The sequence below is a fragment of the Rhizobium sp. BR 362 genome, assembly GCF_036528765.1.
GTDB lineage: Bacteria > Pseudomonadota > Alphaproteobacteria > Rhizobiales > Rhizobiaceae > Rhizobium.
In genome coordinates this window covers 26,736-38,799 of sequence record NZ_JARWGH010000011.1, presented here as the reverse complement: position 1 = coordinate 38,799, position 12,064 = coordinate 26,736, and the positions used below count along the sequence as shown (strand labels likewise).

Genomic DNA, 12,064 nt, shown 5'->3' with positions numbered 1-12,064 from the left:
CATACCTACGACAGTCCCAAACAAACATATTTCAGCTCGGTATATTCGTCGATGCCGTGGCGCGAGCCTTCGCGGCCCAAGCCGGACATTTTCACGCCTCCGAAGGGGGCCTCGGCGGTGGAAATCAGGCCGGTGTTGACGCCAACCATGCCGTATTCCAGTGCTTCCGCCACCCGGAATACGCGCGACAAATCGCGGGCATAGAAATACGAGGCAAGCCCGAACTCCGTGTCATTTGCCTGTTCGATGACGTCGCTCTCGTCGCGGAAGCGGAAGAGCGGCGCGACTGGCCCAAAGGTCTCCTCGCGGGCAAGCTGCATGCTGTCATCGACATTTCGAAGCACGGTCGGCTCGAAAAAGTTGCCGCCAAGAGGATGGCGGTTACCGCCTGAGACGACCTCACCGCCCTTGCCCACCGCATCGCGGATATGCGCCTCGACCTTGAGAACGGCGTTCTCATCGATCAGCGGGCCAAGGACGACACCTTCATCCAGCCCGTTGCCGACCGTCAATTGTTTAACCGCGACGGCGAGCTTTGCCGCAAAAGCTTCGTAGACACCATCCTGGACATAAAGACGGTTGGCGCAAACGCAGGTTTGTCCATTGTTGCGAAACTTGGCGATAAGCGCGCCCTCGACCGCAGCGTCGAGATCCGCATCATCGAACACGATAAACGGAGCATTGCCGCCAAGCTCGAGACCGAGCTTCTTGATCGTCGGCGCGCATTGCCGATAGAGCAGCTCGCCCGTACGTGTGGAGCCGGTGAAGGTCAAAACCTTTATGGCCGGGCTTGCAGTCAGCGCCCCGCCAATCGCTGCGGCATCACCGGTAACGATGTTGAGGAGACCCGGCGGCAGACCCGCGCGCTCACCAAGGACGGCAAGCGCAATTGCGGAAAAAGGAGTCTGCGGCGCGGGCTTCAGAACGACTGCGCAGCCGGCGGCAAGCGCCGGGCCGACCTTGCGGGTCACCATGGCATTTGGAAAGTTCCAGGGCGTGATCGCAGCGACGACGCCCGCCGGCTGGCGCAGGACAAGGATCCGCTTGTCCTGCTGATGGCCGGGTATGGTTTCGCCGTTGATGCGTCTCGCCTCCTCGGCGAACCATTCGATGAAGCTCGCGCCATAGGCAATCTCACCCTTGGCCTCGGCCAAGGGCTTTCCCTGCTCCAGCGTCAGGATCATCGCCAGATCATCGATATTTTCGATCATCAGGCGATGCCACACCTTCAGTATGGTAGCGCGCTCCCCCGCGGTCTTCTTTGCCCAGAGCTTCTGGGCGACCGCGGCGGCCCGGATTGCCTTCTCGGTTTCTGCCGCACCCAGATCCGGAACTGCGCCGAGCGTCTCGCCTGTGGCCGGATTGCGGATAATCGTCGCCTGATGATCCTTCGCTTCGATCCAATTGCCCGCGACCGGGCAGGCCTGGCGAAATAGTGAGAGATCATTGAGCTTCATCTGACGACTTTCAGCAAAATACGTGAGCGGCATCCGGATCGAAATCCAAATGCACCTGTTCGCCGCGGCTGAGCCCGGTGATGGCCTCATGCCCGAAGGGAAGACGCACGGCCAATGCCTCGCCGCCGGCGGTCTCGGTGGCAACGTGAACGTTGTTGCCGAGGAAAGTGATATCGCTGACAGTTGCCGCGAGGCTGCCTTTTTGCACTCGGTTTCGCGACAACCGAATGCGTTCGGGCCTCAGCATCAAGGCTCCCCTCTTGCCGGAAATGGCATTGCCATGCACGGGGATTCTGAAGACCGCATCGCCGCCAAGCGAGATCGTCGCGTGTCCATCCGTCGATGACAGCAGATCGCAGGAGATAAAATCGCTGTCGCCGATGAATTCGGCAACAAAGCGCGTGCGGGGATTGGCATAAAGTTCCGGCCCGGTTCCGATCTGATCGATGACGCCCTTGGAGAAGACTGCAATGCGGTCGGAAAGACGCAATGCTTCCTCCTGATCGTGCGTGACGTAAAGGATCGTCACTTCGGTCTGCTGGTGGATCCGGCGTATCTCGTGCTGAATTTCCTCACGAAGCTTCTTGTCGAGCGCAGAAAGCGGCTCGTCCATCAAAAGCACCGGCGGATCATAGGCGAGAGCCCTGGCGAGCGCGACGCGCTGCTGCTGACCCCCCGACATCTGCGCAGGCTTGCGATCCTCGAATCCTTCAAGCCGGACGAGCCGCAGCATTTCCTTCACCTTGCTGTCGACTTCCGCCTTGGATTTGCGCCGTACCTTGAGGGGAAAAGCGATGTTTTCGCCGACCGTCAAATGCGGAAACAGGGTGTAGCGCTGGAAGACCATGCCGATATTGCGCTTATGCGACGGCGTCGACAGCAGCGTCTGTCCATTAAGGAGTATGTCGCCCTTCGTCGGGTTTTCGAAGCCAGCCAATATGTAGAGCGTCGTGCTTTTGCCCGAACCGGACGGTCCGAGAAAGGTCAGGAACTCGCCACGCTGAACCTCGAGATTGACATCTTGCACCGCGACGACAGGACCGTATTCCTTGCGGATGCCTCTGATCTGTAGGAAAGACTCGTTCATGATTTCAGTACCTTGCGTGCGATAGCGACAAGCGCCATCAAAGTGATCGTCAAGAGGATGAGAAGGGACGATGCCGCAGCGATGACCGGCGTCAGATCTTGCCTGAGGGTGGACCATACCTTCACCGGCAGCGTCTGCAGCGTGGGGCTTGCCATGAAGATCGCCACCACGACTTCATCCCAGGAGGTCAGGAACGAGAAGACCGCGGCCGAAAACAGTCCATGGCTGATGGCTGGCAGTGTCACCCGGATCTTCGCCTCAAGAGGCGATGCGCCGCAGAGCACCGCAGCATCCTCGATGGATTTGTCGAAGCCTTCCAGCGCATTGGAAATGGAAAGGATGGAGAAGGGCAAAGCCAAAACGAGATGCGAAATGACAAAGCCGATCAGGGTTCCGCCGAGACCCATCCTCAGAAAGAAGGCATAAAGAGCAACGGCAAGGACGACAACGGGCAGGATCATCGGCGTCAGGAAAAGCGCTTTCAGCGCGTCGCGGAACATGAAGGTTCCGCGCACCAGGCCGAAGGAGGTGACCAGCCCCAGCAGCACGGAAAGAACCGTGACGATCGAGGCGATCCTGAAGCTCGTCCAGGCCGATGCCAGCCATTGCGGATCGGCGAAAAGCTGGCTGTACCATTGTAGCGTCCAGCCCGGAGGCGGAAAGATCAGCCACTGCGAAGATCCGAAGGAAAGCGCGGCGATGAAGAGGATGGGCAGCAGCAGGAAGGCAGCCGTCACGATGGTCACCGCCACAAGCACATATTTCCACCAGCCGAGGCGATCGAAATTGAGCAGCATCTCAGCGCCCTCCCGTGTTCTGCACGCCGAACAGCCGTAGCTGGACGGCATAGAGCGAAAGCGTGACGACGAGGAGAACGAGGGCCGCGGCACCGCCCATTCCCCAATTGACGAGGGACTGCACGAACTGGGCGATGAGTTCGGCCAGCATCATGTTCGCCGTGCCGCCGAGCAGCGATGGGGTGACGTAGTATCCGAGCGACATGACGAAGACCATTAGCGCGCCCGCGACCATGCCTCTTGCGGCCAAGGGCAGAAGGACGCGGGTAAGACATTGCCAGCGGTTCGCTCCGCAAAGTGCGGCCGCCTGCAGGATCGCCGGGTCGATCTTCTTGATGACGCCGTAGAGCGGCAGGATGATGAACGGCAGCATGATATAGGTCATGCCGATCGTCACCCCGGTGAGATTGTTGACGAGCGGCAGAGGCTGGTCGATCAGCCCCATTCCCATCAACATCTTGTTGATCAGGCCGGTACGCTGAAGCAGTACCATCCAGGCATAGGTCCGGGCCAGCAGATTGGTCCACATCGACAGCAGCAGGACCGCGAAAATCACCGAAGCAAGCCTTGTCGGCATGATGGCCAGCGTCCAGGCGACGGGAAAGCCGATCAGCAGCGAAATCGCGGTGACGAGACCGGAAACAATGAAGGTATTGGCGAATATCTTGAGATAAGTCGCCGAGCCCAGCAATTCGGCATAGTTGCCGAAGCCCGCAACCGGTTCCAGCACGCTTCGCAACAGGAGGGCGACGACCGGGACAATGAAGAATATCCCGACGAAGATCAGCGCCGGTATGACTTCGCCGAAGCCCGCAGGCCTGGCGGCCTTGGACGTGGTCACCGTTTCATTGGCGACGTCAATATAGGTCGACATGGCAATCCTTTCCCGCCGTAGGATCAGACAACGGCACCAGCTCCCGGGACGATTTAGAACCTATCCCACACACCGCGAGCAGATCGATGCTCGCGGTGCTGCCTCACAGTTTCTTCAGGCTATTTGGCCTGCCAAGCATACCACCGCTTGCCGATGGCATCGCGATTTTCAGCCCAATAAGCCATGCTGGCATTGACCTGGCTGGCGGTCTGCTGATCCGGCAAGGTCTTGGCCGTTGCAGGATCCATCAACTTGGCCGAGTCGAGATTGATGGGCGCGTAGCCGGTCGCTTTCGCCAGATCGGCCTGGGGCTGGGCCGACGTTGCAATGGCGATGAACTTCATCGCAGATTCAAGGTTCGGCGCTCCCTTGGGGATGACCAATGAATCGGCAGCCGTGATGTTCTTGTCCCAGGAGGTTTCCGTCTTGATGCCACTGGCGGCAAGCGCCGTCATGCGGCCATTCCACAGGCTGCCGAAGGGAGCTTCGGCAGCCGCGAGAAGCTGTTGCGACTGCGCGCCGCTGGACCACCAGATGATATCGGATTTGATCGTATCCAGCTTCTTGAATGCCCGATCGAGATCGAGCGGATAAAGCTTGTCGGCGGGAACGCCATCGGCCAGCAATGCCGCCTCTATCACGCCTGGGGCCGACCACTTGTAGAAGGTGCGCTTGCCGGGAAATTTCGCCGTATCGAAAAGATCGGCCCAGGTCTTGGGGCAGGCTTTCACGGCATCCGCATTGCAGCCGATCACGAAGGAATAGTAGAAGCTGCCGACCGAATAATCCGTGACGAAACGGGGATCGAGCTTGGACTTGTCGATGACGGAGAAATCCAGTTTTTCCAGCAGCCCGTCCTTGCCCGCCTGTGCGGCATAGTCGCCTTCGACGTCAACGACATCCCAACTGACCTGACCCGCTTCGACCATGGCTTTCAGCTTGCCGTAGTCGGTGGGTCCGTCCTGTGCGACGACGATGCCGGTCTTGTCCGTGAACGGATTGGCCCAGGCGGCCTTCTGTGCATCCTGCGTCGTCCCTCCCCAGCTCGTGAAGACGAGCGTGTCGGCTTTTGCAGCCCCGGACATCGCGATTATTGCGGCGGCGGCCGCGAGTGCAATTCTTCTTTTCATGTTCCCTTATCCTTGTCTGTTGTCTTCAGGCATGCCTTATGCGGCTGGCGCGCTCTTTCCTTGAGGGGAGAAGCTTGCCGGCTTCATAATCTTGTTCTCGGCCACTTCGATCAGGTCGCGTATCTTCGGCAGGAAAGCCTGCCATTGCGGATCGGCAGCCAGTCTCTGGCGCCTTGCCTCGCGATCATCGAGGCTCTCATAGGCCCAGATATGAACGATCTCATTGATGGTCCCGATCTCCGAATAGAAGTAGCCGACCAGATTGCCGAGATGAGCTTTCTGAATGGCGATCCCTTCGTCGCCGACGACGTTCAGATATTGCGGGATCGCACCGTTCTTCAGCCGATAGGTCCGGATTTCATAGAACATCGCCGTCACCTCATGACGAAAGGATCGGGGATCGGATCGTCCGACGTCCTGAGCCAGATCGTCTTCGTGCGGGTATAGTCGAGAGCCGCGGCCAAGCCGCCTTCCCGTCCATGGCCGGAAAGACCAAAGCCGCCGAAGGGCGCGATCGGTGATACGGCGCGATAGGTATTGACCCAGACAATACCGGCACGGATGCCTTTCATCAGGCGATGGGCGCGCGTGAGATTCTGGGTAAAGACACCGGACGCAAGGCCGTAGCGGGTATCGTTGGCAAGCCTCAGCGCTTCAGCTTCTGTGTCGAACGCGACGACCGACAGCACCGGACCGAAGAACTCCTCGGCAAGCGAGGGCGATGCAACACCGTCGCAGTCGAGAATCGTCGGCGGGAAGTAAAAGCCCTTGCCGTCCGGCATTTGTCCACCCGTGATAATGCGGGCGCCGCTTTGAACGGATTTATGGATGAGCGCTGCAACGTGATCCTGCTGGCGCCTCGTCGCAAGCGGACCGACTTCGGTGGCCATGTCCAAGGGCGAGCCGATGCGGATCGCTTCGGCCTTATCCTTCAACAGGCTGAGGAACCTGTCCTTTATGCTTCGCTCCACGATCAGCCGCGAACCGGCGACGCAGCTTTGTCCGGTGGCAGCGAATATTCCCGCGACCTGGGCATTTGCGGCGCTTTCCAGATCGGCATCGGCAAAGACGATAAACGGCGACTTGCCGCCGAGCTCTAGCGACGTCGAGGCAAGGTTTTCGGCCGAATTTCGCACGATATGGCGTGCCGTTTCGGGCCCGCCGGTAAAGGCGACATGTGCGACCTTCGGATGCCGGCTAAGGGCTGCGCCGCATGATGCACCGAAACCAGTGATGATGTTGACGACACCTGCGGGAAAGCCTGCTTCATGAATGAGGCGGGCGAATTCCAGAAGTGGCGCCGGCCCATCCTCGGAAGCCTTGACGACCATCGTGCAGCCGGCCGCCAGCGCGGGACCTATCTTGACGGCAGAGAGAAACAACTGGCTGTTCCAGGGCACGACCATGGCTACGACGCCGATCGGCTCACGCCGCAGCCAGACGTCCATGTCCTGCTTGTCGATCGGCAGATAGGATCCTTCGATCTTATCGGCGATGCCGGCATAATAACGGTAGTAGTCGGCGACATAGGCGATCTGCGCCGACGTTTCGCGGATGATCTTGCCGGTGTCACGCGTCTCCAGTTCGGCGAGCTTCGGGGCGTTGGCGGCAACCAGATCGGCAAGCTTGTAGAGGAGCTTGCCGCGTTGCGTGGCGGTCATTTTCGCCCAGGGGCCGTCGTAGAGTGCCTTTTCGGCCGCATTGACGGCGCTATCGACATCCCCCTCGCGGGCTTCCGGCATATCCGCCCAGTCCTTGCCGGTGGCGGGATCGATGCTCCGATATCGGGCTTCGCCGTCCAGAAATTCGCCGTCGATGTAACACTGGAAGCGCTGCATGGGGTTTACTCCGCAAATGCCGGCATGACCTCGGCGATGAAGCGCTCGAGCGACGCTTTCTTCCGCTCAAAGGACATGCCCGTATCGATCCAGAAGGAATATTCGTCGTAGCCCATGGCTTCATAGGTCTTGAGCCGGGCAATGACGGTCTCGGCATCGCCGACCACGTTGTTGCTGCGCATGACCGCATCGGAGAGCATGGCGTTGGCGCCGATCTCCTCTTCGGCGATCCGCTCGATCAGCCCCTGCTTGACGGGCTTCTCGTTCTTGAACCAGGCAAAGAAGTAATTGTAGTAGACGCTGAGTTCATGGGCCGCCTGCGCGATGTCCGCCTCGGACGAGCCGACATAGGTATGGCGCAGCAGCATGATCTTAGGTCGGTCGATATCCGGATTCTTGGCACAGGCATCGTTGAAGCGGCCCATCAGTGCCGCAACTTCGTCATCGCCCTGCCAGAGCGGCGTCACCTGAACATTGCAGCCGTTGGCGACGGCGAACTCATGCGAATTCGGATCCCGCGCGGCCACCCAGATCGGCGGGTTCGGCTGCTGCAAAGGCTTCGGCGCCGAAGTGGTCGACGGGAATTTGAAGAACTCGCCGTCGTGGGCGTAGTCGCCTTTCCAGATGCCTTTGACCGCTGGGATGAGCTCGCGCATCCGCTGGCCGGCGCCCCAGGCGTCGAGGCCTGGCAGCAGGCGTTCGTATTCGAAGGAATAAGCGCCGCGCGCAATACCGATATCGAGCCTTCCGTCACAGATGATATCGGTCATAGCCGCCTCGCCGGCGAGCTTGATCGGATGCCAGAACGGCGCGATCACCGTCCCGGTCCCCAGCCTTGCCCGCGATGTGCGACGCGCCAGATCGGCGATGGTCACGAAAGGATTGGGAGCAATGGTGAAATCCATGCCGTGATGCTCGCCCGTCCATATGGCATGCATGCCACCCTTGTCGGCGATCTCACAGAGAGCGACGAATTCCTCATAGAGGCTCTTGTGGCTCTGGCTGGCGTCGAGGCGCTCCATATGAACGAAAAGAGAGAATTTCATGGCTGTGCCGCCTTTGCTGGAACCGAGCGGACCGTGCCGACGGTTTCGTCACCGAAATAAACGCCAAAATTGCCGAGCTGGCTTTCCACCGCGAAGCGCGCAACGATATCGGCCGTCGAACTTGTCTTGAAATGGCTCTTGGCAAGTGAGTCCGGTTTCAGGAACCTGCCGCTACGCGGCTCGCCTTCCGAGGCGAAGGCACGGTAGACGATGTGTTGCTTTCCATCACTCTTGCCCTCGTAGACCGAGTAGAGGAAGCCTATGGTCACCGAAAGACCGGTGAGTTCCTCCAGATAATCCCGAAGTATGTCAGCAGGGCTTCCGTCCTTGCCGTCACAGGTCGGCAGTGACAAGACATCACCGCCGATCAAAAGAACCTCGCCGTGACGTTCCAGAACGGCTCCGAGTTCGATATTGCCTTCCGCTGCGGCCGAAACGGCCTTGCTGGCGAGAATCGGCGTGAAATAACCGCCGCGGGCATAGCCCAATCCGTTCAGTCCGCTGTTTTCGAAGGCTTCGATCCGCCCCATCAAGATGACGTGGTCACCCGCTTCCACCAGCTTTTCAGTAGCGCATTCGAACCACGCCGAGACATTTCCGAGGATCGGGCATCCGGCGGCGCCAGCTTGCCAGTCGACCGCGGCGAACCGGTCCTCGACCGGCCGCGCAAAGGTGTTGGATACATCCTTCTGACCTTCCGAGAGAACATTGACGGCAAAATGCTTCGCGCCCGTCATCGTCGCGTAGTTGCGAGAGGTCTTGGCCAGGCAGACAAGCAAAAGCGGCGGATCGAGCGACACCGATGTGAACGAATTTGCCGTAAAGCCGATCGGCCTTCCGTCCGCATCTTGAGCCGTCACGACCGTCACCCCGGTCGCAAATGCGCCGAAGGCATCACGTAGCGCTCTTGGGTCCGCAATCTGTAAGGTCATTTTACATACTCCCCACTGAAAGCCACTCGGCGAGCAGCGCATTTACGATGTCAGGGGCGGTCAGATTAACCATGTGACGGTGGCCTTCGACGATCCGCGCCCAGCCATGGGGCGCGAGCGCCGCCATTTGGGTCGCCATCAGCGGCGTCGAATTGGGATCGTCCGATCCCGTCAGAAACAGCGCCGGGCCTGCCACGTCCTTCCAGCGATCCGCATAGGTCGCGTCTCCTTCGGCAAATGCCGAATAAGCGACAGCATATCCCTCAGGGTCGACGAGGTTCAGCCAATCCCGCGTCAGGTCGCGTGCGACAACGCTGTCGGGATCGTCGCCAAACCATCGAAGCAACGGGCCTTCCTTATCCACACCCGTCAGCGGAATGGCCGCGGCACGCGCCAGCACCGCCGCTTTTGCCTCAGAGTCACGCCGGTAGACGCCATTGAGGTATGCCACCCGCTTGATGCGGGGGCCGAACGTCGCGGCCGCCCCCCCGGACACGAGCGCACCCATCGAGTGGCCGGCAACATTTGCGGTCTCAATCGCCATTTCGTCCAGAAATTGGCCGAACCACGCGACGAATTGCTCGAGGCGGCTCCCGACCGCCAGACGGGCCGTTTCGCCATGGCCCGGCATGTCGACAGCGATCACACGATGGCTTGCAGACAGGGCCAGGATCTGCGGCGCCCAGGCTTCAAGCCGCATGCCGACACCATGAATCAGGACGAGCGGCTCACCCTTGCCGGCTTCATGATAGGCCGTTCCACCTGCAGTCTTGTTCCTTGCAAAGACCCAATCGGTCTTTGCAGAAGCGCCCGGCGTCGTTGATCCAACTGTCAGCATGTCAGCGCCCGGCCTTTTCAAACGCCGGCGGGATTGGCGACGTCTTGGCCCAGGTCCTTGAGATCCTGGTAGCGGTCACCAATACGATGATGCGGACGTCCACCGACGGACGCGCCAAGCGCGATGACAATTTCGTCGGCTGCCGGTGCATCCGGGATTGCGGTCTGGATCGTCAGGTAATGCGAGCGGCGCCCTTCATCGTTTTTGTCCATCAGCGGGATCATGATCGGTGCATTGGCGGGACCGCGCGTGTTGCAGAAGGCGAGGTAGGACTTTGCGCCGACCGCTTGGCGATAATGATTGCCGAAGCGGAGCGTGTGAATCAGCGCCGAGGCATGCTCGATCTCGCCATCCAGACCAACCACTGCGGATTTCCCGTATGCTTCGACCGCGTCACCAGAGCCGACGGCCTCGATGATCATCTTGGTCAGCAACTCGCCAAGGATCGGAGCGGCCGCGTGAATTTCGGGCTTCAGGTCTTCGACGAAACCGCGTCCCGCCCAGGGATTCTTCACGACGGCGTAGGCGGTAAACAGCTTCAGCGGAACCTGTGCCGCCTTGCCGCCCTCAATCAGCGTCGTCTCGATCTGCAGCCCCGTCTTGCGAATTTGAATGGTCATCGAACACCTCAGTTTTGACGTTATATATTATGGTATGCCATAATATGAAAGTGTCAAGCCGATTCCTTCCTGCTACGAAAATTCGAGGAAAGATCTGAAATAATGACGTAAAAACAAAAGCATTGCCGGCGTCCCGACGGGTGCCCGACGTATTCGTTCCAAACGCGGGCGTCAGACCGGCGCTAGCATTTTTTGCTCGAATATCCTTGATGCTGGTAGATGTTGCGACGCACAGCAATGCACTTCATACGATGCTCCACCTTATTATTTAATATGGCATACCATCACATTGAGCAAAGTTAAGTGTCAAGCTTGCAATATCGCTCGCCGTCTTTTCCGGAGTCGCTAATGCGCCCGCGAGGAAAACTCGCGCGCCGAAGCAGATCGAAAGGTTTTCAGTCGCTCCGGTTATGTGCCGGGAGCATTCACCGCTCTATTCGGCGGATTCCTTTGCGGACAGAACCGCTTCCGCAATGGCGCTCGCGGCAGCAACATGGTCCATGGCAGCCTTGTACGCGCCCTCGCCGTCGCCATTGCGGATCGCATCCACGATCTTTGCCATTTGGCGAGGACCTTCGATGTCGCGGTTCTTCGTCTTGATCGTCATCGAGCGCAAATGGTTTATTCGGACCGTGAGAAGGTTGACGACGCCCCAGGCGACATGTCTGTCGACCATTGTGAACAGTGTTTGATAGAAGGAAGATGTGTGCGCGAGCACGCCCGGCATGTCCTTGTCGCGGTAGCTGTCGCGGATTCCCTGCAGCGAGGTTTCCAGCGCCGCGACGATCTCCGGACTTCTGCGCTGAGCGCACAATCGCGCCGCCATACCCTCGAGCACACCGCGGATCTCGTAGATCTGCTTGGCCTCGTCGAGATCGAGCTGGGCGACGATCGGGCCCTTGTTTGGCAGATTGGCAACCAGCCCTTCCGATTCCAGATGCCGCAGAACTTCGCGCACGATCGTCCGGCTCACGCCGAGCTGAGCACACATGTCGCGTTCGACGAGTCTATCGCCCGGGCGAAAATACCCGTTCACGATGGCTTCGCGAACCTTGTCGAGCGCGAGCTCCCGCAGCGTCTTTGCGGGACGCTCAACTCTGATCGCCGCGTCCTTTAGGGCACCGCTCATTCTTGCACCTCAGCATTGGACGTGTTTCGCAAGCTCGACTTCCGTTCGATGTCGATTTCATAGAATCGTATTATGGCGTACCACACACTATCAGCCATTGGCAATTCAACCAATGTCGATCCGTCAGACTGCCAGCGGCCGCATTTCGATCAAGCCAGGTGGACCGAGCAAATTGCGCCGCACGTAGCCGATTCGCGCATGATTCGCCGCGAAAGCAAAGCCGGGCTGGCACGTTAATAATGGTTTATCACCTCAGGCATTAAAACAACGACGCAGCGCATAGCGGACATGATGTCTCCTGCCGTCCCCCAAAGGC

The 12,064-nt window shown here is 59.4% G+C and carries 12 protein-coding genes; all 12 read right to left on the bottom strand.

Annotation, left to right across the window (positions count from 1 at the left end; translation table 11 throughout):
- Positions 1-5 precede the first annotated feature (5 nt).
- Positions 6-1,457 (bottom strand): NAD-dependent succinate-semialdehyde dehydrogenase, encoded by a 1,452-nt coding sequence (locus QDY28_RS16300; RefSeq protein WP_331382720.1) that lies wholly within the window; start codon positions 1,455-1,457, stop codon positions 6-8.
- A gap of 10 nt (positions 1,458-1,467) precedes the next feature.
- Positions 1,468-2,544, bottom strand: coding sequence for an ABC transporter ATP-binding protein (locus QDY28_RS16295; RefSeq protein WP_283059895.1), 1,077 nt, complete (start codon positions 2,542-2,544; stop codon positions 1,468-1,470).
- On the bottom strand, positions 2,541-3,341 hold the full coding sequence (locus QDY28_RS16290) for an ABC transporter permease (RefSeq protein ID WP_331382719.1): 801 nt from the start codon (positions 3,339-3,341) through the stop codon (positions 2,541-2,543). The genes QDY28_RS16295 and QDY28_RS16290 overlap by 4 nt, the downstream gene beginning before the upstream one ends.
- 1 nt (position 3,342) lies before the next feature.
- Positions 3,343-4,215, bottom strand: a complete 873-nt coding sequence (locus QDY28_RS16285; RefSeq protein WP_331382718.1) for an ABC transporter permease — start codon at positions 4,213-4,215, stop codon at positions 3,343-3,345.
- A 119-nt stretch (positions 4,216-4,334) separates the two neighbouring features.
- Positions 4,335-5,345 (bottom strand): polyamine ABC transporter substrate-binding protein, encoded by a 1,011-nt coding sequence (locus QDY28_RS16280; protein WP_331382717.1) that lies wholly within the window; start codon positions 5,343-5,345, stop codon positions 4,335-4,337.
- Between the two features lie 36 nt (positions 5,346-5,381).
- On the bottom strand, positions 5,382-5,714 hold the full coding sequence (locus QDY28_RS16275; RefSeq protein WP_331382716.1) for an NIPSNAP family protein: 333 nt from the start codon (positions 5,712-5,714) through the stop codon (positions 5,382-5,384).
- Between the two features lie 5 nt (positions 5,715-5,719).
- A complete protein-coding gene (locus QDY28_RS16270) occupies positions 5,720-7,183 on the bottom strand; it encodes an aldehyde dehydrogenase (protein ID WP_331382715.1) in 1,464 nt (487 codons plus the stop codon).
- 5 nt (positions 7,184-7,188) lie between these two features.
- Positions 7,189-8,229 carry an LLM class flavin-dependent oxidoreductase gene (locus QDY28_RS16265; protein ID WP_331382714.1) on the bottom strand — a complete coding sequence of 347 codons (1,041 nt, stop codon included), beginning with the start codon at positions 8,227-8,229 and terminating at the stop codon, positions 7,189-7,191.
- Positions 8,226-9,161 (bottom strand): flavin reductase family protein, encoded by a 936-nt coding sequence (locus QDY28_RS16260; RefSeq protein WP_331382713.1) that lies wholly within the window; start codon positions 9,159-9,161, stop codon positions 8,226-8,228. The genes QDY28_RS16265 and QDY28_RS16260 overlap by 4 nt, the downstream gene beginning before the upstream one ends.
- A gap of 1 nt (position 9,162) precedes the next feature.
- A complete protein-coding gene (locus QDY28_RS16255) occupies positions 9,163-9,999 on the bottom strand; it encodes an alpha/beta fold hydrolase (protein WP_331382712.1) in 837 nt (278 codons plus the stop codon).
- 17 nt (positions 10,000-10,016) lie between these two features.
- Positions 10,017-10,619 carry an amino acid synthesis family protein gene (locus QDY28_RS16250; protein WP_331382711.1) on the bottom strand — a complete coding sequence of 201 codons (603 nt, stop codon included), beginning with the start codon at positions 10,617-10,619 and terminating at the stop codon, positions 10,017-10,019.
- Between the two features lie 433 nt (positions 10,620-11,052).
- A complete protein-coding gene (locus tag QDY28_RS16245; RefSeq protein ID WP_331382710.1) occupies positions 11,053-11,748 on the bottom strand; it encodes a GntR family transcriptional regulator in 696 nt (231 codons plus the stop codon).
- Positions 11,749-12,064: the final 316 nt, after the last annotated feature.